23 protein-coding genes are annotated in these 24,986 nt (G+C 46.3%); all 23 read right to left on the reverse strand.

Going from position 1 to position 24,986, the window contains the following annotated elements; genetic code table 11:
- Window positions 1–23 precede the first annotated feature (23 nt).
- On the reverse strand, window positions 24–1,121 hold the full coding sequence (nusA, locus tag HP552_RS13830) for a transcription termination factor NusA (RefSeq protein ID WP_095287723.1): 1,098 nt from the start codon (window positions 1,119–1,121) through the stop codon (window positions 24–26).
- A gap of 123 nt (window positions 1,122–1,244) precedes the next feature.
- Window positions 1,245–1,706, reverse strand: coding sequence for a ribosome maturation factor RimP (rimP, locus tag HP552_RS13835; protein ID WP_175396036.1), 462 nt, complete (start codon window positions 1,704–1,706; stop codon window positions 1,245–1,247).
- A 256-nt stretch (window positions 1,707–1,962) separates the two neighbouring features.
- Window positions 1,963–6,285 carry a PolC-type DNA polymerase III gene (locus tag HP552_RS13840; RefSeq protein ID WP_175396037.1) on the reverse strand — a complete coding sequence of 1,441 codons (4,323 nt, stop codon included), beginning with the start codon at window positions 6,283–6,285 and terminating at the stop codon, window positions 1,963–1,965.
- A 147-nt stretch (window positions 6,286–6,432) separates the two neighbouring features.
- Window positions 6,433–7,887, reverse strand: coding sequence for a proline--tRNA ligase (gene proS / locus HP552_RS13845; RefSeq protein WP_175396038.1), 1,455 nt, complete (start codon window positions 7,885–7,887; stop codon window positions 6,433–6,435).
- A 63-nt stretch (window positions 7,888–7,950) separates the two neighbouring features.
- The gene (gene rseP / locus HP552_RS13850; protein WP_175396039.1) at window positions 7,951–9,222 is read right to left on the reverse strand and encodes an RIP metalloprotease RseP; all 1,272 of its coding nucleotides are present in this window, start codon (window positions 9,220–9,222) and stop codon (window positions 7,951–7,953) included.
- 114 nt (window positions 9,223–9,336) lie between these two features.
- Window positions 9,337–10,476 (reverse strand): 1-deoxy-D-xylulose-5-phosphate reductoisomerase, encoded by a 1,140-nt coding sequence (locus tag HP552_RS13855; protein WP_175396040.1) that lies wholly within the window; start codon window positions 10,474–10,476, stop codon window positions 9,337–9,339.
- Window positions 10,477–10,552: 76 nt separating this feature from the next.
- Window positions 10,553–11,347, reverse strand: a complete 795-nt coding sequence (locus HP552_RS13860) for a phosphatidate cytidylyltransferase (protein WP_175396041.1) — start codon at window positions 11,345–11,347, stop codon at window positions 10,553–10,555.
- Window positions 11,348–11,363: 16 nt separating this feature from the next.
- Window positions 11,364–12,131, reverse strand: a complete 768-nt coding sequence (gene uppS / locus HP552_RS13865; RefSeq protein WP_175396042.1) for an undecaprenyl pyrophosphate synthase — start codon at window positions 12,129–12,131, stop codon at window positions 11,364–11,366.
- Window positions 12,132–12,220: 89 nt separating this feature from the next.
- The gene (frr, locus tag HP552_RS13870; RefSeq protein ID WP_175396043.1) at window positions 12,221–12,775 is read right to left on the reverse strand and encodes a ribosome recycling factor; all 555 of its coding nucleotides are present in this window, start codon (window positions 12,773–12,775) and stop codon (window positions 12,221–12,223) included.
- Window positions 12,776–13,504: a UMP kinase gene (gene pyrH, locus HP552_RS13875; protein ID WP_095287801.1), complete on the reverse strand. Its 729-nt coding sequence runs from the start codon at window positions 13,502–13,504 to the stop codon at window positions 12,776–12,778. It lies immediately after the preceding gene.
- A 231-nt stretch (window positions 13,505–13,735) separates the two neighbouring features.
- A complete protein-coding gene (tsf, locus tag HP552_RS13880; RefSeq protein WP_175396044.1) occupies window positions 13,736–14,386 on the reverse strand; it encodes a translation elongation factor Ts in 651 nt (216 codons plus the stop codon).
- Between the two features lie 113 nt (window positions 14,387–14,499).
- Window positions 14,500–15,198, reverse strand: coding sequence for a 30S ribosomal protein S2 (gene rpsB / locus HP552_RS13885; RefSeq protein WP_047842496.1), 699 nt, complete (start codon window positions 15,196–15,198; stop codon window positions 14,500–14,502).
- 271 nt (window positions 15,199–15,469) lie between these two features.
- Complete coding sequence (locus tag HP552_RS13890) at window positions 15,470–16,099, reverse strand: endolytic transglycosylase MltG (RefSeq protein ID WP_175396045.1); 630 nt, start codon at window positions 16,097–16,099, stop codon at window positions 15,470–15,472.
- A gap of 3 nt (window positions 16,100–16,102) precedes the next feature.
- Window positions 16,103–16,672: a hypothetical protein gene (locus HP552_RS13895; RefSeq protein WP_175396046.1), complete on the reverse strand. Its 570-nt coding sequence runs from the start codon at window positions 16,670–16,672 to the stop codon at window positions 16,103–16,105.
- Between the two features lie 66 nt (window positions 16,673–16,738).
- Window positions 16,739–17,053, reverse strand: coding sequence for a hypothetical protein (locus HP552_RS13900; protein WP_175396047.1), 315 nt, complete (start codon window positions 17,051–17,053; stop codon window positions 16,739–16,741).
- Window positions 17,054–17,104: 51 nt separating this feature from the next.
- Entirely contained in the window at window positions 17,105–18,514 is a 1,410-nt protein-coding gene (locus HP552_RS13905) for a flagellar assembly protein A (protein WP_175396048.1), read from the reverse strand.
- A 60-nt stretch (window positions 18,515–18,574) separates the two neighbouring features.
- Window positions 18,575–19,363 carry a FliA/WhiG family RNA polymerase sigma factor gene (locus tag HP552_RS13910; protein WP_175396049.1) on the reverse strand — a complete coding sequence of 263 codons (789 nt, stop codon included), beginning with the start codon at window positions 19,361–19,363 and terminating at the stop codon, window positions 18,575–18,577.
- A 15-nt stretch (window positions 19,364–19,378) separates the two neighbouring features.
- Window positions 19,379–19,825, reverse strand: coding sequence for a hypothetical protein (locus HP552_RS13915; RefSeq protein ID WP_175396050.1), 447 nt, complete (start codon window positions 19,823–19,825; stop codon window positions 19,379–19,381).
- Between the two features lies 1 nt (window position 19,826).
- Window positions 19,827–20,324, reverse strand: a complete 498-nt coding sequence (locus tag HP552_RS13920) for a chemotaxis protein CheD (protein ID WP_175396051.1) — start codon at window positions 20,322–20,324, stop codon at window positions 19,827–19,829.
- Entirely contained in the window at window positions 20,317–20,937 is a 621-nt protein-coding gene (locus tag HP552_RS13925; protein WP_095287977.1) for a chemotaxis protein CheC, read from the reverse strand. Before HP552_RS13925 ends, HP552_RS13920 begins: the two co-directional genes overlap by 8 nt.
- A 9-nt stretch (window positions 20,938–20,946) precedes the next feature.
- Entirely contained in the window at window positions 20,947–21,408 is a 462-nt protein-coding gene (locus HP552_RS13930) for a chemotaxis protein CheW (RefSeq protein WP_175396052.1), read from the reverse strand.
- Window positions 21,409–21,449: 41 nt separating this feature from the next.
- Window positions 21,450–23,516, reverse strand: coding sequence for a chemotaxis protein CheA (locus HP552_RS13935; protein ID WP_175396053.1), 2,067 nt, complete (start codon window positions 23,514–23,516; stop codon window positions 21,450–21,452).
- Window positions 23,517–23,549: 33 nt separating this feature from the next.
- A complete protein-coding gene (locus HP552_RS13940; protein ID WP_175396054.1) occupies window positions 23,550–24,962 on the reverse strand; it encodes a protein-glutamate methylesterase/protein-glutamine glutaminase in 1,413 nt (470 codons plus the stop codon).
- Window positions 24,963–24,986: the final 24 nt, after the last annotated feature.

Genomic DNA, 24,986 nt, shown 5'->3' on the forward strand with positions numbered 1-24,986 from the left:
GTTAGCGCCCCCCGTGCTTTACTTTAATCGACGGAGACGGAATCTTGATGCATTTCCGAAGAAGAATCTTTTTCTCTGCCGAATTCCTGTTCCGCCTGGCTCTCGCTCTTGATGTCGATCTTCCAGCCGGTCAGCTTCGCTGCCAATCGGGCATTTTGGCCTTTGATGCCAATGGCAAGGGACAGTTGATAGTCCGGAACGATGACCCGGGCCATCTTTTCTTCTTCAAACACTTGAACTTCCAATACTTTGGAAGGACTCAATGCATTAGCCACATATTCGTCTACCTGTTCGGAATAACGAACGATGTCAATCTTTTCACCGCGCAGCTCACCCACAATGGTCTGCACGCGCATTCCTTTGGGGCCTACACAGGATCCAACCGGATCAACTTCCTCATTGCGGGAATGAACGGCAATTTTGGAGCGAAAACCCGCTTCACGTGCAACAGAACGAATCTCAACCACTCCATCAAAAATCTCGGGAACTTCCAGTTCAAAGAGACGTTTCAACAGACCCGGATGTGTACGGGACAGAATGATTTGCGGCCCTTTGGTCGTATTCTCGACCTTGGTGATGTATGCCTTAATACGGTCACCATGAACAAATTTTTCGTTCGGCATCAATTCGGTTAACGGCAGAGCCGCTTCGATTTTGCCCAGATCGATGTAGATATTGCGCAAATCCTGACGCTGCACCACTCCCGTAACGATATCCTCTTCCTTGTCAACGAAAGCGTTGTAGATCAGGCCGCGTTCGGCTTCACGAATCCGCTGGGTCACTACCTGTTTGGCAGTCTGTGCGGCGATACGTCCGAAATCGCGCGGCGTAACCTCGATCTCCGCAATATCTTCCAGCTGGAAGTGTGGGTTAATTTCGCGTGCTGCAGGCAATGAAATTTCGGTGCGTGAGTCCAGGACTTCCTCCACGATTAACTTGCGAGCATATACCCGAATAACTCCAGTGTTACGATTCATGTCAACACGCACGTTCTGAGCGGTGTTGAAATTGCGTTTATAGCTGGAGATTAATGCCGCCTCAATCGCTTCAAACAGCACATCCTTGCTGATCCCTTTTTCCCGCTCCAATTCATTCATTGCTTCAATAAAATCCATACTCATGAATGTTGATCCCCCTTTCAAACATGGCATCTCATACGTAAAACGGCGAAAGGCTCAGAACTCATGAGCACCTTGCCGTTATCGTGAGATGTGTCTTTTTCATTAATAAAGTGAACAAGGCACTTAAAACAGAATGGCCAAGCGCGCACTAGCAACCTTATCGTAAGGAACCGTGTACTGCTTCTTGCCTGCTTCGATCACAAGCTCCCCGTTATCAAAGGAAAGCAGTTTGCCTTCAAATTCCTTCAATCCATTCACCGTTTCGTAGGTTGTAACAAAGACGTTTTTACCTACGGATTTCGCAACATCCTCCGCTTTTTTCAGTGGACGTTCAGCTCCCGGAGAAGACACTTCAAGGAAATAGACGGTTGGAATCGGATCGTTCTCATCCAGCTTGGCGCTCAGCTGTTCGCTGATCAAGACGCAATCGTCGATGTCGATGCCACCCTCTTTGTCGACATACACCCGTAAAAACCAGTTGCTGCCTTCTTTGACGTAATCGATGTCAACCAGCTCGAAACCTTGTTCATTCAAGTAGGGTTGGATCATTTCTTCCACGGTAGATTTAATCTTCGTTGTGCTCAAAACCGATAACCTCCAACTTAGGTTACACCGGCATATTAGGCCGGCAATTTCTTCATACCCAAGATTCTTGTATACCAAAGACTAAAGAGTGGGTTTCCCCACTCTTTAGAAATTCGTACTATCTCGTTCACTTCAGAAATTATAACATAGTCTGGTAATAGTGACAAGTAAGCGATCTTTCAGGGCATTTACGTACTAATGAAGAAAAAATTACGCATTCCTCTGAAAGGCAATCCTTTGACTAATTATGCATCCATTAAAAAAGGGAAAGCTGATTGCTCTCCGGCAAACCACGGAAACAACCCATGCCTGACAATAGTTCGACAATCGTTTTACTCGCCTTGGATTTTTGCTGGAAATCTTCAATGGAAAGGAATTCACCATGTTCTCTAGCAGCTGCAATATTACGCGCTGCATTATCACCAATACCAGCCAAGGCTGAGAACGGAGGAATCAGCGTTTTTCCGTCAACGATAAACTTCGTAGCTTCAGAACGGTACAGGTCAATCGGTTTGAGTGAGAATCCGCGAGCTGTCATTTCCAGCGCCATCTCAAGGACTGGCAGCATGTTTTTTTCTTTTGGCGGCGCCTGGAAACCCAACTGTTCAATTTCAACAATCTTCCGATAGATGGCATCGTATCCCTGACATACCAGCTCGATGTCAAACTCATCCGCACGAACGGTAAAATAAGTCGCATAGTACTCAATTGGATGATACAGCTTGAAGAAAGCAGTACGTACTGCCGAAATAACATATGCGGCTGCGTGGGCCTTTGGAAACATGTACTGGATTTTGAGACAAGAGTCAATGTACCACTGCGGTACTTTGCATTTTTTCATCTCGTCAATCCATTCCTGTGGCAAGCCGCGGCCTTTACGAACACTCTCTGTAATCTTAAAGGCCAGACTTGCATCCATGCCCGCCTTGTATATAAGGAATAACATGATGTCATCCCGGCAGCCAATTACCGTTTTAATGTTACATGTACCATTCTTGATCAGTTCTTGCGCGTTGCCAAGCCATACTCCTGTTCCATGAGACAGTCCCGAAATCTGCAGTAGATCGGCAAATGACGTAGGCTGGGATTCGATAAGCATTTGACGCACAAACTTCGTTCCCATCTCGGGTACACCAAAGGTTGCAACAGGAGAACGAATCTGTTCAGGAGTTACTCCAAGGGCATCCGTGGAGTTGAACATGCTCATGACTTTTGGATCATTCATCGGGATAGTGGTCGGATCGATTCCTGTCAAATCCTGCAGCATCCGCATCATGGTCGGATCATCATGTCCCAGTATATCCAGTTTCAACAGATTTTCTTCAAAGGCATGATAATCAAAGTGGGTCGTTTTCCATTCTGCATTGACATCATCCGCAGGATATTGAACAGGAGTAACGTCTTCCACTTCAATATAATCCGGCACCACGACAATTCCACCTGGATGCTGTCCCGTGCTGCGCTTCACCCCGGTACAACCGGAAGCCAGACGATTCAGCTCTGCTCCGCGCCATTTCTTATGATGCTCTTCCTCATATTTCTTGGCAAAACCAAAGGCTGTTTTCTCGGCAACGGTACCTATGGTCCCTGCTCGGAATACACTCTTCTCGCTAAATAGCACTTTCGTGTAGTTGTGAGCATGTGGTTGATAATCGCCTGAGAAGTTCAAGTCGATATCGGGGACCTTATCCCCTTTGAAACCAAGAAACGTCTCAAACGGAATATCCTGTCCTTCACCTTTCAGTCTGCCACCGCAATTAGGACACTCCTTCTCCGGAAGGTCAAATCCACTTGGCACACTCCCGTCCAGGAACCATTCGCTGTGCTTGCACTCCGGGTTTACGCAGATGTAGTGTGCAGGCAGCGGATTAACTTCGGAAATGCCGAGGAATGTAGCTACAACAGAAGAACCAACCGATCCCCGGGAGCCGACAAGATACCCATCCTGATTCGATTTTTTCACCAGCCGCTCCGAGATCAGATAGTTGGCTGAGAAACCGTACTTGATAATCGGCTGCAGCTCTTTCTCCAGGCGTGCCACAATAACTTCAGGCAGGTCTTCACCATATATCGACTTTGCCGTATTATAGCAGGTGTTCCGGATCTCTTCGTCCGCACCCTCCAGAATTGGCGTAAACAGCTTGTCCGGGAACAGCTTGATTTCCTCAAAACGGTCTGCAAGTTCAATCGTATTGGTGACGACAACCTCATAGGCTTTATCCTGACCGAGGAACTGGAATTCTTCCAACATTTCTGCTGTGGTTCTAAAATGAGCATCCGGCTTGCGCTGGTCTTTAAGCGGACTGAAACCGGTAATCCCGTGGATGGTAATGTCACGATAGATTTTGTCCCTCGGCTCCAGATAGTGCACATTGCCTGTAGCAATAACTGGTTTGTTCAATTTGGCTCCGATATCAACCACTTTGCGTACTGCAAGTTTCAATTCCTCTGGTGTGGCAACAAGCCCCTTGTCCACCAGATGCATATACATCGTCAGGGGTTGAATCTCCAGAATGTCGTAAAACTCGGCGATTTCTTCGGCCTCTTCCAGTGATTTATTGAGGACAGCCTCGAAAAACTCTCCTTTTTCACAGCCGGATATAATGACCAGTCCTTCGCGCAAGCTTACCAGTTTAGATTTCGGAATACATGCGACACGCTTGAAATATTCCGTATGAGACAGGGACACCAGCTTATACAGATTTTTCTTGCCCACATCATTTAATGCATAGATCCCGCAGTGGAAGGGACGTGTATTCGACAGGTCAACCCCGACGTAATCGTTTAATCGGTCCAGCATAGTTAATCCTTTTAATTGGGCTGCATCATTCACAAGACCATTTAATATACCTGCGAGTGCAATCGTATCATCAATCGCCCGGTGATGGCTTTCCAGCGCGACTTTGTATTTGTCAGCAAGTGTGTTCAATCGGTGATTTTTCATTTTTGGATACAAAAGCCGCGCCAGTTCCAGCGTATCCAGTACAGGGTTTGGCAGCTCTGGCATGCCCAAATTTTTAAGCGTGGCCTGAATAAAGCCCATATCGAATCGGGCATTGTGCGCGACCAGCACCCCATCCCCCGCAAATGCAACAAAGTCGCGAATGACGGGTTCAAGCTCCGGTGCATCTTTGACCATCTCATCCGTGATGTTCGTCAATTGCTGAATATTGTACGGGATCCGTTCATGCGGGTTTACAAATGTGGCAAACCGGTCGATCTCTTTGCCATCCTGCACTTTAACCGCGGCAATCTCTATGATTTTGTTCTGGGTGACGGACAGACCCGTCGTCTCGATATCGAATACGATATAGGTGGCTGTTTTCAGCTCAATTGGCTGTGGTGCCATGACAACAGCAACAGAATCATTCACTACGTTGGCCTCGAGGCCGTATATCATTTTGATGCCGTTTTTCTTCGCTGCTTTGGCTGCCTCCGGATAGACCTGTACACCGCCATGATCTGTTACGGCAATGGCCTTATGTCCCCACTCTGCTGCCGTTTTCACGTATTTATCAATGGATGTTACAGCATCCATCGTGCTCATGGTGGAGTGCAGATGGAATTCCACCCGTTTTTCCTGTGCTGTATCTTTTCGTGATGGAGGTGCTTTAATTTCGGTCAGATCCGAAGGAATCATGGCCAGTTCAGGTATTTGCATAAACCGGTCATACTCTACTCGTCCGCGGACCTTGACCCATTTTCCATTAGCCAGCAAGCTGAGGATTTTGACATCCTCTTTTGTTTTCGCAAACATCTTCATTTGCATGGAATCCGTAAAGTCGGTCAGATAGAAGGTAAAGAGCGTATTTCCGTTTCGCAGCTCCTTGCGGTCCAGACCAAAGATCGATCCCTGAAGCGTGATCTTCTTCTCTTCATCCTGAACTTCCTGCATCGGTACAGCCGGCTCTTTGATCTCATAGCCCATCTGCAAACGAACATCACCCTGATCCTCGTCCTCCGGAGCTTCCATCTCGGTGACTTCGCTCATCATCTGTTCAATGACCTGCCGTTCCTCGACCTTCTTCTGAGCCTGGAACTGTTCCATCGCTTCCTTATTACTTCCCACTTCACCAACTTGTAGTTTAATCCGCAGCGGCAGGTGGAAATACTTTTCATAGAATGTCGTAATCGCCTGGTCAATCTGCTTCTTGCGCGCCAGTTCCATCGATGTAGAATCACTCATGGTCAATTGCAGCAAGTCTGCTTCACATTCAAAGGTAGCCCGGTTCATCCATCCGTTTACGGATGGAATCTCGCGAGTGACCCACTCCAGAAACAGGTTCCAGTATTCGCTGACGATATCACCTGCCTGCACCTGCTCTGTATATTTAAAACCAAATGTAATTTTGGCGATATGATTCATTTTTTCCTGAATATGCAGGCTGAACGTACGATAGATCGGTGCAGGGACCAACGTATCCTTACAGATCAGGATATGCCATTCCCGGTTGCTGCGATTCGTCTCTACCCGTTCAATCCATCCATCCAAAAAATAGGGATCGGTCAGACCTGCCGGAAGCTCTGCCTGTTTCATCAACAATTCAAACCGTTTTCGTTTCTCCTCGAATCCACTCATCGTGTTCCTCCTTGTACCCCCTTAAAACATGAAAAGCTTCTGCAATCAAAAATGTCCCCGATCCGAACCCGCACCGACTCATTTTATCCGACAGAAGCCTTTCATTACTTACTCATACGGTGAATAGTGCTGGTCGTCCGTGATGACCTAGTAGGCTCTTGCAAACACTACCGTGTTCTTCGCCTTTTCACCACAAGCCAGACACGTATGCTTTTCTTCCGCAGGCTGGAACGGAATGTTCCGGCTTGTTGCACCTGTTACTTCTCTTACTTTATCTTCGCATGCTTCTGAGCCGCACCAGCCGGCCAGCGTAAAGCCGCGTTTGTTTTCCATCAATTCCTTCATCTCATCAAGTGTGTCTACAGAGTAGAAGTTGTCCGTCATAAACGTGCGTGCACGCTCAAGCATATCAGATTGAACCTCTGTCAGCATATTCTGAATTTCTTCCACCAGGTTTGCTTGTTCTACTACCTTTTTCTCCCCTGTAATTCGTGACACGAGCACACATACTCCATTTTCCATGTCACGTGGACCAATTTCAAGACGGATCGGAACCCCACGCATTTCGTATTCATTGAATTTCCAGCCTGGACGAACATCGCTGCGATCATCCATTTTAACACGAATGCCTGCTTTTTTCAGTTCAGCGAATAACTCATCCGCACGACCTACAACAGCATCACGGGTTTTTGGCGGTCCAATTGGAATCATCACGACTTGCGTTGGTGCAACTTTTGGAGGCAGGACCAGACCACGGTCATCGCCATGCACCATAATCAGTGCCCCGATCAAACGTGTACTTACACCCCATGAGGTTGTATAAGCATGCTCAAGCACATTTTCCCGGCTGAGGTACTGAATTTCAAATGCTTTCGCAAAGTTCGTACCCATAAAGTGAGATGTTCCGGCTTGAACAGCACGTCCATCCTTCATCATCGCTTCAATGGAGTAGGTATCCACCGCTCCTGCAAACTTCTCTGAAGGCGTTTTTTGACCACTGATAACCGGAATTGCCAAGTACTCTTCCACAACTTCACGGTAGATTTCAAGCATGCGCATGGTTTCTTCACGTGCTTCTTCTTCCGTCTCATGAGCCGTATGACCTTCCTGCCAGAGGAATTCACTTGTACGCAGGAAAGGCAGCGTTCTTTTCTCCCAACGCACAACGTTCGCCCACTGATTGATCAGAACAGGCAAATCGCGATAGGATTGAATCCATTTGGAGTACATGTGACCAATAATCGTTTCGGAAGTAGGTCGAATTGCCAGACGTTCTTCCAGCTTTTCTCCGCCTGCTTCTGTTACCCAAGGCAACTCGGGATTAAAGCCTTCAACATGCTCTTTTTCTTTTTGGAAAAAGCTTTCTGGAATGAACATTGGGAAGTAGGCATTACGGTGACCCGTTTCACGGAAACGACGATCGAGCTCATCCTTGATATGTTCCCAGATTTCATATCCATCCGGTTTGAATACAATACAACCCCGCACCGGAGAGTAATCCATCAGATCGGCTTTTTTAATAACATCAATGTACCAGCGGGAGAAATCCTCGCCCTGTGGTGTGATTTCAGTCACGAATTGTTTATCATTTTCCTTTGACATAAGACTCCAGCGTCCTCCCATAACGACCATCTCTGCAAAATACAGAACATGATCAAACCATAATTATCCGTTAATTAAACGTAGTATATCATTATATGTTACAGCCAGCATCAGTACAAACAGCATAGCGAACCCTATAAAATGAACCATACCTTCGCGGTTAGGATCAACCGGCCGGCCTCTGAGTGCTTCAATTCCAAGGAATACAAGTCGGCTGCCGTCCAGTGCAGGAATTGGCAACAGGTTAAAAATCCCCAAATACAAGCTCAAAATAGCCGCCCATCTCGTTAACTGCTCAATTCCCTGTTTGGCGATTTGACCTGTTACTTCGAATGTACGCACCGGTCCACCAATGTCGTCCATGTTAAATTGATTAATGAGATGCTTGAAACCTTCAAAGATAACTTTGGTTGTATCTACCATCGCTACACCGGAAACTTTAAAGGTCTCCACAAATCCGACAGACCGAGTTGGCAGCGTAGGTACAATTCCCACCTTACCTCCCTCTTGTCCTTCTACTGTACGAGGCGTTATCGTTATGTTAAACGTTTCTTCTCCCCGACGCAGTGTCCACTCCATCGGCTTGTCTTTGGACTCGGCAATCATGGTTACCATTTTTTGCGAATCCGTACCTATTGCAGTACCATTGATCGTCTCAATGATATCTCCCTCTTGCAAGTTTGCCTGATCGGCAGCTCCGCCTTCGAGTACTTCACCAATTTGCAGATTTTTCGGATTTTCAACCGGAACTCCCGCCATTTGCGCATATACTGCAAACAATACAAAAGCCAAGATAAAGTTCATCAATGGTCCTGCAAAAATCGCCATTGCCCGCTGTCCAACTGTCTTACTGCCAAATTGACGGTCTTTGGGTGCAATTTGAGTTTGTTTGCCGCGACTCACGAGCATCGCCTGTGGATGTATACGGTATTGTTGTACCTCTCCATCGACGTCCAATTGCAGCTTTAACGTATTCTCCATATCAATGGAGATCACTTCACCACGTATTACATTTTTACGATTATCCAATTGGTCCAAATAAATCATTTTTACTTGGTCATCCACCGGTCTAACCGCTATGGTCTGACCCTCCTGAATTTCAACAAGCTCAGGGTCTTCCCCTGCCATACGTGCATATCCGCCAAATGGAAGCAGGCGCAGCGTAAACTGGGTCTCGTTTCTTTTATATGAGAACAATTTGGGACCAAAACCGATCGCAAATTCCCTTACAAGAATACCGGCGCGTTTGGCAAAATAGTAATGCCCCCATTCATGAACCGTCACGATGACAAAGAACATGAGCACCGTTAAAAATACAACTTGTATGGTTTCCAATCCCTATCCATCCTCCTTCACGGCACGAACCGAAGTCTGTCCCTTTAGATTATCATTATTCCAAGGTGCCGCACAAGAGAATCACTTCTTCCATATTTGTGATGAAAAAAGGGATTACAGATTGAATGCGTGTTTACGACTTTCCCGGTCACATCTTGCGATTTCTTCCAGATCAGGTTTGTCCACATTACGGTGTGCCTCCAGCACTGAAGCAATAATATCCTCTATTTTAAGGAACGATATCTCTTTGCGCAAGAAGCGTGCTACAGCAACTTCATTCGCGGCATTAAAAGCCGTAGTTGCAGTCCCACCCATTTTACCACACTCATAAGCCAGCCTTAAACAAGGGAACCGTTCCATATCCATCTCGCGGAATTGCAGCTTGCCTGCTTGAGCCAGAGATAAACGCTGTGCCGGAGAAGGCAGCCGATCCGGATAAGTCAGCGCATATTGAATTGGAACACGCATATCCGGGTTACCAAGCTGTGCGATAATGCTTGTATCCTCGAATTCAACATAAGAGTGAATGATACTTTCAGGGTGAAGCAGCACGTCAATCTGATCATACGTCAGCCCGAATAACCAATGCGCCTCAATAACCTCTAACCCTTTATTCACCATTGTTGCAGAGTCGATTGTTATTTTGGAACCCATCGACCAATTCGGATGCTTAAGGGCATCTTCAACAGTTACTTCCCGCAGCTGTTCACGTGTCAAATCGCGGAAGGATCCTCCTGATGCCGTAAGAGTAATTCCTGAAACACGTTTGAGGTTTTCTCCATTCAAACATTGAAATATGGCCGAGTGCTCACTATCAATGGGTAACAAAGAGACACCTTTTGCCGCAGCACTTGCAGTAACAATATGTCCTGCCGTCACCAATGTCTCCTTGTTGGCGAGTCCAATCTGCTTCCCAGCCTCTATGGCAGCAAGCGTTGATTCGAGCCCTACACTCCCCATGACAGCCGTAATCACAGTATCAGCATCTGTCCCGGCTGCGACTTCCACCAAGCCCTCTTTTCCGTAGAAGAGCTGCGTACCTGAAGGCAGGTGAGGAGCGACCGTCTCAGCCAGTTCTTTGGAGCCAACCGACACCTTTTTCGGACGATATCGCTTGGTTTGTTCAATGATAAGTTCAGTATTTCCTCCGGCTGCCAGTCCCTCCACCTGAAAAAGTTCAGGATGCATATCGACTACATCCAATGTTTGCGTTCCAATAGAACCGGTAGACCCGAGAATCGCTATTTTCTTCATGCTGCACCTCATCTTCATTAATCCATTGCGTGTATAATACAAATCCGTTCATTACACACGTCTTGTGTTCAAAACATTAGTAGGGCAGAAGCATTAATATATGTACGAATGGAAACACCACTATCCAGCTGTCGCACCGATCAAGAATACCCCCGTGCCCCGGAAGAAGGTTGCCAGAATCCTTGATATTGTACACACGTTTGTATGCGGATTGGATTAGGTCACCCATCTGGCCCACTACAGCACATGCGACTCCAATCAGTATAGCTCTCTGCCAAGACAGAAGGCCATCTGATAACATGGAAAATACCACTGATGTTACAATGGCAATCACAATACCGCCAAGCGCACCCTCCACTGTTTTGTTGGGACTAATCGATGGCCAAAGTTTGTTTTTCCCCATAAGTTTTCCCACAAAGTAGGCACCAGCATCACTGGCCCATATGGAACCTAACAGTAGGAATGTCCAAAAAAGCCCGTGATGCAGATGTCTGGATTCGGCGATGTAATAAAATCCGATCCCAATGTACAGCACACCCAAAAAAAGCATGGCAACCGTGTTCACAGGAATCCTGTTTTTGGTTATCACTGAGGCCGTCATTAAAACAAGCATAACCAGCCAACTGATTTGGAACAATGTCAGCGGTCTGCCATCCCACACCATTTCCCATGGGAAGACAAGTGCAAAAACACCTGCATATCCAATTAGGGCTACACCAGAAAAAGGCTGTACCCCCGTCATTTTCACAAATTCATAATAACCGATGAGAGCCATGAGCAGTACCAGGCCATGATACCAAGGTCCGCCCAGCATGCAAAAACCCAAAAACAACACACCTGCTACTATCCCTGTCGTTAATCGCTGTTTCAACGGCTTCATCCTCCATCTATTTCAAACCGCCGTAACGCCTTGTTCTGCGCTGATATTCGGCTACTGCTTCAAGCAGATGCTGTTTGCCAAATTCGGGCCAGTATATATCCGTAAACCATAGCTCGCTATACGCAAGCTGCCAAAGCATAAAATTACTGAGCCTTAGTTCTCCACTCGTCCGAATCAACAAATCCGGATCGGGCATATCCACAGTCAACATATGTTGGTCTATGAGCTCAGGTGTAATATCCTCTGCCGAGAGTTCCCCCGACTGAACCTGTAACGCAATTTGCTTCACACAGTCCGTCATTTCTCTTCGACTTCCATAATTCATTGCGAAGTTCAATACAAGCCCCGTATTATGTTCCGTAAGACGAATCGCTTCACGCAAGGCATTAACGGTATGTGAAGGTAATTTCTCTTCCTGCCCCATCATGCGTATGCGAACATTCTTTTCTATAAGTTCATCCAACTCTATCGCCAGAAATTCTTGTGGCAGTCGCATCAGAAAATCCACTTCTTCTTTTGGACGCGTCCAGTTTTCTGTCGAAAAAGCATACATCGTCAGATATTTGATGCCCAGTTCATCCGCCGCGATGGTTGCACGTTTGACTGCCTTCATGCCATTTTGGTGCCCAGCTATACGCGGCAAACCCAGACGTTTGGCCCATCGCCCATTTCCGTCCATAATAATAGCAACGTGCTGCGGGATATTATCCTCGGATATAGTCAGCGTTTCCTGCTTTTCAGCCCCATTCCACCACGACCGAACCCGTTTGATCATTCCTGTTCCTCCAAAATCCCTGAAGTTTCTTCACCTGAAGACTAGAAAAAGAGACAAAACCCCACCGTATCGGAGGGGCTGCGCTTGTCTTACACTTCCATGATTTCTTTTTCTTTGGCAGCGAGTACCTTATCGACTTCAGCGATAAACTTATCGGTCGATTTTTGGATATCGTCCTGATGTCTCCGGGACTCATCCTCGGAAATCTCTGACTTCTCCATTTTTTTAATATCATCATTCGCATCACGGCGAATGTTACGAATCGCTACTTTGCCTTCTTCGCCGAACTTTTTCGTAAGTTTCACGAGTTCTGTTCTGCGTTCCTCCGTAAGTGGCGGAATGGACAGACGAATCATGTTACCATCATTGGCTGGTGTTAGTCCCAGATCCGACTTCATGATCGCACGCTCGATTTCGCCCATAGAAGATTTGTCCCATGGCTGAATCATCAGTGTACGGGAATCCGGTGTGCTAATATTCGCGAGCTGATTAAGTGGTGTCATCGCTCCGTAGTACTCTACCTGAACCCGGTCCAGAAGAGCCGGAGTTGCACGTCCTGCACGCAAAGTGGCAAGATCACGACGTAACGCTTGAATTGCTTTATCCATACGTTCTTCGGCATGCTTTTTAACCGCTTGTGGCATTTAGTCTACACTCCCTTTAACGATTGTCCCGATGCGTTCACCGAGAACTACACGTTTGATGTTACCTTGTTCCGTAATGGCAAATACGATCAACGGGATGTTGTTGTCCATACAGAGTGAGGATGCTGTAGAATCCATCACACCAAGGTTTTTGTTAAGTACATCCAGGTAAGTCAATTGTTCATATTTCTCAGCTGTACTGTCTTTGAATGGATCTGCCGAGTATACACCATCAACTTTGTTTTTAGCCATCAAGATGACTTCTGCTTCAATCTCCGCTGCGCGCAGTGCTGCTGTTGTATCGGTGGAGAAGAACGGGTTACCTGTACCTGCTGCAAAAATAACGACCCGGCCTTTCTCCAGATGACGAATAGCTCTACGACGAATATAAGGTTCTGCAATTTGCTGCATGGCAATCGATGTCTGTACACGTGTAGGCACTTCGATCTGCTCCAATGCATCTTGCAGTGCTAGCGAGTTCATTACAGTTGCTAGCATTCCCATATAATCGGCTGTTGCCCGGTCGATGCCGTTCTCGCTACCAGCGATTCCGCGCCAGATGTTTCCGCCACCACATACGATAGCAACCTGCACACCAAGTTCAACAACTTCTTTTACCTGCTGGGCAATCGACGAGATCGTCTCTGCATCAATACCATAGCCGTTTTGACCGGAAAGGGACTCTCCACTAACCTTTAAGACAACACGTTTGAATACTGGCTGTTCCAATTGTTCACCCTCCACTTTGAATTGAGCACCCTCGGTGTTCAATCAACAAAACTTCTCGCGCATGGCCTCCTGCTTAAAAAGAAAGGAACACGGCTGTGTTCCACTCTTTTAGGAAAAACGATCAACCGGTAAGGCATTGTTTTCCTGAGATATAAGGGAGCTCTGCTTCGAAGTTTTATCATTCTTATATCTTCGAAAACCATTTGTTGCTTGCCGGTATATAAAACCGTCTTATTTGTTCACTTGGGACATAACTTCTTCTACGAAGTTATCCACTTTTTTCTCCAGACCTTCACCAAGTTCGTAACGAACGAAACGACGGATCGAGATGTTCTCACCGATTTGGCTGATTTTTTCATTCAGCAATTGGGAGATTGTTTTGTCTGGATCTTTAACGAAAGTTTGTTCCATCAAGCAATACTCTTCGTAGTATTTGCTGATACGGCCTTCAACCATTTTTTCAACGATTTTTTCTGGTTTGCCTTCGTTCAGTGCTTGAGCTTTCAAGATTTCTTTCTCTTTTTCCAGTTCATCAGCAGGAACTTCTTCACGAGTAACGTACTTAGGACTAGCTGCAGCAATTTGCATAGCGATGTCTTTAACGAACTCTTTGAATTGGTCTGTTTTACCTACGAAGTCTGTTTCGCAGTTAACTTCTACCAGTACACCAATACGGCCACCAGCGTGGATATAAGATTCTACAGTACCTTCAGTCGCTGCACGACCTGCTTTGTTTGCAGCTGCAGACAGACCTTTTTCACGCAGCAATTCAGCTGCTTTCGTGATGTCACCATTTGCTTCTTCCAATGCTTTTTTGCAATCGAGCATACCAGCGCCCGTTTTTTCACGAAGTTCTTTTACTGCACTCGCGTTAACTGCCATTATTAATTCCCTCCAAATAAGTATTGTACGTACACTCTAAAAAAAGGGCAGTGAGAGGTTATCCACCTACCAACCACCCTTTTCATTTAGTTCATTCATTATGTTCGAATCTATTAAGCGGAAGTTTCTTCGCCTTGGTTAGCTTCGATCACGGCATCAGCCATTTTACCTGTCAACAGCTTAACAGCGCGGATTGCATCGTCGTTACCTGGGATAACATAATCGATTTCGTCCGGATCGCAGTTTGTATCAACGATACCCACAATTGGAATACCCAATTTGCGAGCTTCAGCAACAGCGATACGCTCTTTGCGTGGATCGATGATGAACAGGGCGCTTGGCAGGCCTTTCATATTTTTAATACCGCCGAGGAATTTCTCCAGACGATCTTTTTCTTTGCGAAGCAAGATAACTTCTTTTTTAGGCAATACAGCGAATGTACCGTCTTCTTCCCAAGCTTCCAGTTGTTTCAAACGATCAATACGTTTTTGAATAGTTTGGAAGTTAGTCAGGGTACCGCCCAACCAGCGTTGGTTAATGTAGAACTGACCAGCGCGTTCAGCTTCTTCTTTAACGGAATCTTGAGCTTGTTTCTTAGTACCCACGAAAAGAATTGTACCATTCTCTCCTGCGATTCCTTTAACGAAGTTGTAAGCCTCTTCGACTTTTTTCACTGTCTTTTGCAAGTCAATGATATAAATTCCGTTTCTTTCAGTGAAGATATAACGATCCATTTTTGGGTTCCAACGACGTGTTTGGTGACCGAAGTGTACCCCAGCTTCGAGAAGCTGCTTCATGGAGATTACTGCCATCTTCACACACCTCCTAGTGGTTTTTTATTGTGTCCTCCGCCGGCATCATTTTTCGCCAAGACTCTCCATCAGGAAAGCACCCTCAACAAAATTAGCACATGCGTGTGTTTTAACACCGTTATCTAATATAGCATAACTGCTTAGCTGATGCAACACTCTTTCAGTTCCAAAAAGAATCGGACACAGCATAATAATGTTTATGTGAACTTTTCGAACTTTGAGTACTTGTCAAACCCTGCAACAAACAAAAGAACCGCCTTGCCTGAAGTAATCAGCTTGACGGTTCCTTTGTAATTTTGGCGATGATCGATTCGAAACTCTCACCTTTTTCAAGCGCGTATGTACCCACTCGAATTTTGGTATTGATTCGCTCGGCCTTTCCCGCTTGAATAAAGGCTTGTGCGTCATCCACTATACCGGCTTTTTCAAGATTCCCAGCGACAATCGCCAAAGTGTTTCCTGAATGCACTCTAAAAGTTACCTTTGTGGCTTGAGGTGCGTTCGGTGACGTTGGCTCTGTTGATTTGGGTTCGCTCACTGTATTTTGTTTCTTATCTTCACTTGAAGCTGGTTGCTGAGGGGCCTTGGGTTCTTCTGGAGTGTTCGTATCCTCTGCTTTTTCAGGCGCAGTTGCTGTGTCCCCTTGCATCTCACTGCTCTCCTGTTTCTTCTTTGCCACCCACTCGGCTTCGGTATAAAGTTCGTCATCCTTTCCGACAAGCTTCATATCCAGTCCCTTAGCAGCCGTCTCCAATTGTTCCTTCGTCAGTTCAGCTGCAGATGTACCCGTTTCCAAATTGCTATCTGATAAAGCATTTTGCCCTACTGTGGCAAGCTGAAGCAGCACTGCTCCGATAATCATGCCCGTTCCGATTCCAATCCATAGGGAGCGCTTATCCATCACTCAGCCCTCCTCCCGTTCTGCCAACTGAAGAATCAGCTGCACTTCTCCACGTTGTATGCCTGTCTGTTTCGCGATTGCATCCACTGATCTGCCTTCATTATATAAATGAAACAATTCTGAGTATCGGTCCTTGATGGACTCTCGCTCATGAACAGGCTCTTGTGCAATTTGTGGCGGCTCGCTTTCTGAACCCTGTTTAGATGCGTCTTCTCTCACACTATCTACAAGAGCCTGTGCCTGTAATCCGTTTAAATGATCCACTGAAGCAGGCGGCACCTGATTCGTTTCAGCAGCTTTATTTTTTTCGAGTTCGTTTAAACGCTGTTGCAATTCTTCAAGCTGAATTTGCATGCGTTGATCTGCAGCTGCCGCCTCACCCTTCATTTCAGCAACACGCTGAATGAGAGCCTCATTATCGCTTTCGATTTCAGCCATATAATGTTCAAGCGTGGATTCCATCTCCTGCACCAATTGATACCCTGGTTCCTGCGCTTTATTTTTCTTGGGCATGATGAATGCATATGCAATGGCACAGGCACCTAATATGACAATAATGACCCATGGTGACAAATTGGTTCCTCTCCTTTGGATATGGCCTTCAAAGCTCAAGTCTTCATCTTCGTAAGAAGCAGCGGGTTACAACGACAGATCCACATGCTTTCCTTTGTACGGATGCTCGGCAGGTTTGAGGTGTTCTTGCTCCTGGGCAGCCTCCTGCTCCTGAGAAGCACCGTGGTGATCTCCGTCATTGGAATGACCGTCCCGTACACCTGTATGTGCAGTTTCCTCCATTGCCTCACTGCGCTGTCTTGCCTCTTCTGCTTCCTTGGCCGTTTGCACTGCCAGCAAATTTTGATCTGTGACCGGCCGCTGCTGATATTCACTCTGATACCGACCGGCTTCACTGGTTCTTGGTACCGCAATCTGCAACTCTACTGCCTTAAAACTCATACGCTCACCTCACGGTTTCGAATGGTTTTCTCCATGTGCCTGATGCTGTACTTAAACGTATGGGGCCATCGTAATATCCCCGTCATGATAATAAAAAGAAATTCTGCTTAACGGTTCTTTAATAAATTTAGTGTATCTGCCGATAACTATTTTAGAGCCGCTGTATATCATCTTAAGAATATCCACTCGAGCTCTGCTTGTATCTTCCAGTACCTTTTCAATTTCAAAAATTCGCATCTTCGTATCTTCGTTAAGTCGAAGTGCAGACTTCTGTGTAGCCGTAAGCTTAATCCGCATGGACATTTTGTCTGGACTCAGTTGACCGGCGGCAGCTAGTTGATCCAGTAATATCAGGGCTTTTTTCGTTTTGTCCAAGGAATCCATCTGTTCCCTAAGTCCCTTGCGCAAGTCACTCAGTTCATTACGGAGTTTGGGAAGGACACCAACTTCGATTGAAGTTACGGTTGACATACTGTTACCGATAATACGAGCTGACACATTTTCGCCGGCTTGAATGGATCCACCAACAATAAGTCCCTTGGTACCTGCGCAGATCACTGCCCTGCCTGCACGAATGTTGGAATGCATAATGCTTTGGGAGACGAGTACATCTTCACCTGCATCAACGTTACCTTCTTGGATAAAGGTACATTTAACATTATGGCCTGCTTGAACAAGTCCTTTGTTATATCCGATAATGCCACCAGTAATCTCGACAGATCCGCCTGCTTCAAGCTCAGCACCTTCGACACCGCCGACTACGCGTATATCGCCCGCTGCTCTTATTTTGAAGCCGGTAAGAACATTGCCACGTATGACAACTGTGCCTACGAAATCAATATTACCGACATTGTAATCTACATCACCATTGATTTCGTATACCGGAAATACATTCAGCTTGTTGCCTTCCGTCTTGGTAACCAATCCATCCAAGGCAGCATACATCGCAGAACCATCCGGATTAATGACGACATTCTTCCCAATTTTGAATCGGGCGTCCTTCCCTGGACGAAACGGAATCTCCTCACCTGTAACAGCTCGGCCCACTGTGCCCTCAACAGGCGGGATACGTTCGGCAATGATTTGACCTGATTTTACATTGTTTAATCGAGTTACTTCCTTGTAGTCTACCTTGCCATCTTCTGCTTCCAAAGGTCGACGTTCATTCGAATCATCCATCCCTACCAGTACTTTGATATAACCATCGGTTCCTGGGACAGCAGGGATACCTTCAGCAATTTTGCACTGCGAATTTATAAATGTTTCAGGTTGGTTCACAAAAACAAGCAATGCCTCGCGCAGCACACCATACTTAATGCCCTGACCGGCAATATATTGTTCCAGTTCATCCAATGTGCAGGCGAAACCTTCTTCCTGTTTGGAAAATTCAAGGTAGGCCGTACTTTTATCTTCCGATAAAACAACGCTTAGGCATTGTTCCAAAGCAATTCGCTGTGTCAATGCAATTCTTCCCCCTTTTAGACTTTCCACTCCCCGAAATCCGTATAATCAAGCTCTCTTTTAATCTTTGCGCATCAACAAATCCTTCTGTTTCTCCAGCGTTCCACGGAGTCTTAATATGGCTTTGGAATGCAGCTGGGATATACGTGATGGAGAAAGAGACATTACTTCAGCGATCTCACTAAGTGACAAATCTTCGTAATACAAGAGGGAGACGACCGTTCTCTCTTTTACCGTCAGCTTGTCGAGTCCCTGAACCAAGGCATCCTTCAGATAAAACTCATTTACTTTGTAATCCGGGTTTTTGGCCTTTTCATCCACCATCAAGGAAAGACGAGTCTCTGATTCTTCTTCCCGAATCGGATCTTCAAGGGAACAAAGTGACATTACGGCCACTTCCTGAAGCATATGTTGAAAATCTTTTGTAGACACATCAAGGAATTGACTCATTTCCTCATCGCTTACTGACCGTAAATAGGTTTGCTCCAACTGTTGATATGCATCCTCGATTCGTTTAGCTTTCTCCCGTACTGAACGAGGAACCCAGTCCCCTTGACGCAAACCGTCCAGGATTGCGCCTCGAACACGCCATGAGGCATACGTCTCAAATTGAAGGCCTCGTTCATAGTCAAATTTCTCAAGAGCATCGATTAATCCCATGACACCATTGCTCTCAAGATCATCTTTCGGGACATTTTTGGGTAATCCAACTGCCAAACGTCCGGATACATAATTAACAATGTGAAGATACTTTTCAATCAATGCTTTCTTGGCTTCAAGATCTCCGTGCTCTTTCCACTTTTCCCACAGATCAGCATGATTCAAATGTGAAGCTTTACGCTCGTCCAATTGCTTTCACCCTCCTTATTTGTCTGTCAGGTGACGAACGGCCTGCGCCAATTCTTCCGGATCTTTGGTCCGTACCAGTTTAGGCGGATCCAATGGGGCGAAACCCGTTGGAGCTTTCGTCTCGGATGGCGGAATTTCTTCCCCAGAGGAGGCGTTCTGTCCATTCTTGAGCAAGTCGTTCAGCTCTTGTCCATCGTCTTCGAGTTTAATGTCCACCTGTGAACCTCTTACTTCCGGACCGATTGGGGGATCATAATCGAATCCTTTACTCCCTGCGGATGAGGTCAGCAGCAGCCCTAGCCCCCAGCGCAAACCAAAAGCAAGGGCATACCAGGCTACGAATCCGATTAATCCGCGAATTAAACTGGTCATCAACAAATTGCTGCTGTATGCTACAAAAAAAGTCAGAATAAATCCGACTATGCCTGCTCCAAGATTAATGCGGTAGTTTCCTATCATCATTTTATAATTCCTTTACACCCATTTGTACACTTCTAATATTTAAAATACCTGTTTCACAGTCCATTTCAATGGTTCGGCCGTAATTACCACCGGTATCTTCAGCAAGAAGAGGTATATCAAGTTTTTGTAACCATTCCCGGCATGACTCAGCATTTCTCGGCCCAATGCGCATGGTATCTCCAGCGCCCGAAAAGGCAAACATCTGGGCACCTCCTGCCATCTTGGACACAATTCGTGAGCGAGATGCACCGAGTTTCAACATCTTTTCTAGCAGCTCAGGCAATGCCGTGTCCGCATATTTAGCAGTGTTCAATTTTCCTTCTCTAGCAATCTCTGAAGAAGGAAGCATGACATGCGCCATTCCAGCCAGTTTCAAATGCGGATCATACATCGTTAATCCTACACAAGAACCAAGACCAGTCGTGCGGATTATGCCAGGAAGGTGAGCAATGTTCAAATCCGCCATACCGACTTTAACGACGCTTTTTTCTTCAATCATGATCCAGCGGCACCCCTAAAGATTCAAATATCTTGGCAAATGACAACGGATCGGGAATCAGGAAAAATTGACCTTCAACCTGATCTTCACCTTCGAAGAACGAAGTGTCAATCAGTAGTGCGTCGTCTCCCATTTCACCGAACTGCAGCAAGCCGTAACTGAGTATTGCTCCTGCCATATCAATCGCTAGCCCAGGAACCGTAGGATACATCGACAGTTTTGTGAAATCTGCAAGTGATGAGAGATACGATCCGGCCAGGATATTACCGATTTCGGATAATGCAGACTGTTCCATGTCCGTAAACATGAGACCTTCCTTCAGATCAAATCCGGCAAGTCGGTTCAGCAGCATTTTGGCAGCCTCTGGAGTCATCATGAAAAACAGATTCCCCGGTGCCTCGCCTTCAACACGCAAAAAGACAGTAACCACGATTCGTTCGTCCCCGCCCACTTTTTCTGCAACTTCCTCAAAAGGGAGCATTTGTACTGTTGGCACACCCATGTCAATCGGTCTATTCAGAAGCTGAGACAACGCCGTTGCGGCGTTGCCTGCTCCAATGTTACCGACCTCTTTGAGCACATCCATTTGGAATCCCTCAAATCGGTTGAACATCTCCACGTGTTAGCCCTCGACACTTTCCAGCTGTACAACCTCGCTTTTGTTCAATACTTCGTGCAGATTCAGCATGATCAGCAAACGCTCATTTTCCAATTTAGCCACACCGCGCAGATATCGTGCTTTGACTCCACCAACCACTTCCGGAGGACTATCGATTGCACTGCTCTTAATATCAATTACATCATTGGCCGCGTCAACGATAAATCCGACCTGCATGTCACCTACTGCTACGATAACAATACGTGTTTGATCCGTATATTCCGTTTCAGGCAGGGAAAACCGACCACGCAAGTCAATAACCGGGATTACAACCCCACGTAAATTAATAACCCCTTTTACGAAGGAAAATGTCTTAGGGACACGAGTAATCGGCATCATGCGCTCAATTGTCTGAACCTTCTCGACCTCAATACCGTACTCTTCAGAACCTAATTTAAAGACGATGACTTTCAATTCTTCTTCCATGGATAAAACCTCCCTATTAAGTGTAAGGCTTACGTAAATGTTTATTTAATAAATGCGTTAGGATCAACGATCAGAGCAACTTGACCATCTCCCAGGATGGTTGCTCCGGAGATTCCTTCAATGGAAGGAAGATAGCTTCCCATCGATTTGAGTACAATCTCGCTCTGTCCAATGAATTCTTCGACGGAAACCGCTGCGAGGCGATCACCTTTACGGATGACGACGATTTCTGTCTCCGACTCATCTTCATCATTGAAGTCAGGCACCCCGAACACTTCATTTAGTGACAAGTACGGAATGAGCGATTCACGGAAAGTGATCATTTTGTTGCCATGAATATTCCGAACCTGCTCACGCTGCACAATTGCCGTCTCCACGATGGAGGACAAAGGAATCGCATATTTCTCTGAACCCACTCGTACAAGCATTGCAGCGATAATGGACAACGTTAATGGCAGTTGAACCGAGAAATTAGTACCTTTGCCAGGTGTGGAATGAATGGTCACATTACCGCCTAAGGAAGTGATCTTGGATTTTACAACATCCAATCCGACTCCACGTCCGGAGATATCCGAGATTTTGTCAGCTGTACTGAAACCCGGGGCAAACAGCAACTGATTGACTTCATCATCACTCATTTTGGCACCCTGTTCTTCCGTTACAACCCCGCGTTTGATGGCTGTTTGCAAAAGCTTCTCACGATAAATCCCCTTGCCATCGTCTTCAATCTCAATAAAAACATGATTTCCACTGTGGAAAGCACGAAGGTTAACTGTGCCCATTTCCGGTTTCCCGGCCGCAATACGTTCAGCGATCGACTCTACACCGTGGTCAACAGCGTTACGCAGCAAATGCACCAGTGGGTCACCAATCTCATCAATGACGGTACGGTCCAATTCAGTTTCAGCACCGGTAATGACCAGATCGATTTTTTTATCCAGCGTCTTGGCCAGGTCACGAATCATCCGCGGGAAACGGTTAAATACGGTATCCACAGGTACCATCCGCAGTTTAAGTACGATATTTTGTAGGTCTGAGCTAACTCTGCTAAGATGGGCAACCGTATCGGATAGATCATTATTACCCGTTTCGCTCGCCAACTGCTCCAGACGAGAACGATCAATCAGCAATACACTGAACAAATTCATAAGCACATCCAAACGCTCGATATCCACTCGGATCGTGCGCGAAGGTGCAGCTGCCTGTTTAGCTGGTGCAGCAGGTTTGGCTGCTGGCTTTTGTTCCGTTTTCACGGCAGGTGCAACCTCTTGTGATACAGCTGTAGCTATGGCGACAGTTTCAGCTTCAACCGCTGCTGCAGCCTGGTTGGTCATTTGCTGAAGAGTTTCCTGATCCAGCTGAATCACTTTGGCACTTTCTATCTCTGAAATGCTTAATATACTTTTTTCCAGTTCCTGCGCTTCCTTGGTTGTTATGTAATACAACGAGAAACTGCGCTCAAACTTCTCCTGCTCAATATCTTGAACGGTTGGGAAAGACTTCACGACTTCACCGGAACGTTCCAAGAGATCAAATACCATGTAGGCACGTACGCCTTTCAGCTGGCTATCCTCACTAACAAGCACATCGATGTAAAAGACACGATGCCCTTCAGCGATGGACTGGTCCAGCACGGAGTATTGGAACTCGTCCAAATCAACAGCAGAGGAAATGGACTCTACCGGCTTACTTGTTTCTGCAGCTGCTGGAGATTCACCACCTGTCCATTCCCCGCTTTCAATGGCTTGAAGGGAAGCTACAATGGCAGAAACGTCCGCCTTACCCTCTCCGCCACCAGTAATGTCCTGAACCATGGTTTCAAGCGCATCCAAACTCTTAAACAGGGTATCAAAAATATAATCCTTCATTTTCAATTTCTCATTACGTACCAGATCTAACACATTCTCCATTTTATGTGTCAATGATGCCAAATCCTCAAAACCCATCGTAGCGGCCATACCTTTCAAAGTATGAGCAGAGCGGAAGATGACCTGAACGATGCTAAGGTCCTCCGGATTGCCTTCGAGTTGAAGCATATTGTCGTTAAGGGATTGCAGATGATCATTAGACTCATCAATAAACATGGATAAATATTGGTTCATGTCCATTGTGAGGCACCTCCTCCATGAGTTACACTCCGTTTATTTCACTGCTTGAACAAGTTTTGGGGCGATCTCCTGCAAAGGCAAAAGATGGCGAACGCACTGCAGCTCTACAGCAGAACGCGGCATTCCATACACAACACAAGTCTCTTCATTTTCCGCAAAGGTGGATGTGACACCAGCTTCATACAGTTTCTTCATCATGCGAGCTCCATCACTACCCATGCCCGTCAGCAAAACCAAATGTCGCTGAAGTGATGTGAACGGCAATAACGACTCAAACATCGTATCCACCGAAGGCCTATGACCATTCACCGGATGCTCCTCAGTAAGCTTCAAAATAAACTTTCCATCTGCCGTGTTGCTTACTATGATGTGATATCCGCCAGGAGCGATATATGCAGATCCTTTTTTTAGGACCATACCATCTTCAGCCTCAACCACATGCAGCGGACTGAATGTATTCAAGCGTTGTGCCAAAGAACGGGTAAAGTTCGGTGGCATGTGCTGCACGATAATGACAGGTGCAGGCAAATCAGCAGGCAGTTCCTCAAGCAATGTTTTTAGGGCTCTTGGACCTCCTGTGGAGCAACCAATCGCGACAATCTTGTTAAAAGCTCCTTCAGTACCCGCTACTGCTTTTGAAATTGGGCGACTTGAGGCTGCAGCGACCTGATCCACTGCCGATCGTAATGGTTCAGAGTTCCGAATCTCCTTTGGTGTAGGGACGGGCTTAACAGGTTTCCGAGTTTTAGCTTCTCTTACGTCAGGAAGACGATCGGGACTCTTTGGAGCCTCTGCCTTTTTGTCTGACCGCTCTTTTTTCTGATCCCCCAGTGGTGCGTTTCGCTTCAGGGATTGGGATTGGAAACGTTCGCTTTGTTCGCTGGTTGGGCGTGTGACCGGCTGAACCGGGTCAATCCGTTTTTGTGCTGGTTCTCTGTGAACTTGGGCAGGCGTTTCTCGCTGTACCCGCTGAGATTGACGCAAGACGTCTTCCTGAATCTCTTTCCTCTTTTGCAAGGATGCCTCGCGGTCCGCTTTTCGCTTGATTTCATTCATGGCCGCCCGCATTCTCTCAACGAGGGCCTTACCTACCTGAGCAATATCCTGATCATGTGAAATGGAAGGCTTTCGGATAAAATCGAACGCTCCTGCTTCAAGCGCCATAATGGTTTCTTTCATCCCTTGTTCATTGATACCAGATAGCATGATGACAGGAACAGATGATTGCTGCATTATTGATTTTAGTGCATCCAATCCATTCATCTCAGGCATTTCAACATCCATTGTAATAACATCAGGCTTTACATCCACTGCTTTTTGTATTGCTTCCTTGCCGGTTGAAGCAGTCGCCGCAACTTTGAATTCCGGGTCCGCTTCAATTAAATCCGTGACAATTTTGCGCATAAAAGCGGAATCATCGACAACCAATACTTGATACACCGCCATGTTTTGTCCACCTCTGTTTCCTTT

The organism is Paenibacillus xylanilyticus, assembly GCF_013359935.1.
Classification (GTDB): domain Bacteria; phylum Bacillota; class Bacilli; order Paenibacillales; family Paenibacillaceae; genus Paenibacillus; species Paenibacillus xylanilyticus.

What these genes read in the sequence shown, in the direction of transcription:
- nusA (WP_095287723.1), bottom strand. Translation starts at nt 1,121, where the DNA reads ATGAGTATGGATTTTATTGAAGCAATGAATGAATTGGAGCGGGAAAAA.
- HP552_RS13840 (WP_175396037.1), bottom strand. Translation starts at nt 6,285, where the DNA reads ATGAGTGGATTCGAGGAGAAACGAAAACGGTTTGAATTGTTGATGAAA.
- proS (WP_175396038.1), bottom strand. Translation starts at nt 7,887, where the DNA reads ATGTCAAAGGAAAATGATAAACAATTCGTGACTGAAATCACACCACAG.
- HP552_RS13855 (WP_175396040.1), bottom strand. Translation starts at nt 10,476, where the DNA reads ATGAAGAAAATAGCGATTCTCGGGTCTACCGGTTCTATTGGAACGCAA.
- uppS (WP_175396042.1), bottom strand. Translation starts at nt 12,131, where the DNA reads ATGATCAAACGGGTTCGGTCGTGGTGGAATGGGGCTGAAAAGCAGGAA.
- frr (WP_175396043.1), bottom strand. Translation starts at nt 12,775, where the DNA reads ATGCCACAAGCGGTTAAAAAGCATGCCGAAGAACGTATGGATAAAGCA.
- tsf (WP_175396044.1), bottom strand. Translation starts at nt 14,386, where the DNA reads ATGGCAGTTAACGCGAGTGCAGTAAAAGAACTTCGTGAAAAAACGGGC.
- rpsB (WP_047842496.1), bottom strand. Translation starts at nt 15,198, where the DNA reads ATGGCAGTAATCTCCATGAAGCAGCTTCTCGAAGCTGGGGTACACTTC.
- HP552_RS13890 (WP_175396045.1), bottom strand. Translation starts at nt 16,099, where the DNA reads ATGGATAAGCGCTCCCTATGGATTGGAATCGGAACGGGCATGATTATC.
- HP552_RS13900 (WP_175396047.1), bottom strand. Translation starts at nt 17,053, where the DNA reads ATGAGTTTTAAGGCAGTAGAGTTGCAGATTGCGGTACCAAGAACCAGT.
- HP552_RS13915 (WP_175396050.1), bottom strand. Translation starts at nt 19,825, where the DNA reads ATGATGATAGGAAACTACCGCATTAATCTTGGAGCAGGCATAGTCGGA.
- HP552_RS13920 (WP_175396051.1), bottom strand. Translation starts at nt 20,324, where the DNA reads ATGATTGAAGAAAAAAGCGTCGTTAAAGTCGGTATGGCGGATTTGAAC.
- HP552_RS13925 (WP_095287977.1), bottom strand. Translation starts at nt 20,937, where the DNA reads ATGTTCAACCGATTTGAGGGATTCCAAATGGATGTGCTCAAAGAGGTC.
- HP552_RS13930 (WP_175396052.1), bottom strand. Translation starts at nt 21,408, where the DNA reads ATGGAAGAAGAATTGAAAGTCATCGTCTTTAAATTAGGTTCTGAAGAG.
- HP552_RS13935 (WP_175396053.1), bottom strand. Translation starts at nt 23,516, where the DNA reads ATGGACATGAACCAATATTTATCCATGTTTATTGATGAGTCTAATGAT.
- HP552_RS13940 (WP_175396054.1), bottom strand. Translation starts at nt 24,962, where the DNA reads ATGGCGGTGTATCAAGTATTGGTTGTCGATGATTCCGCTTTTATGCGC.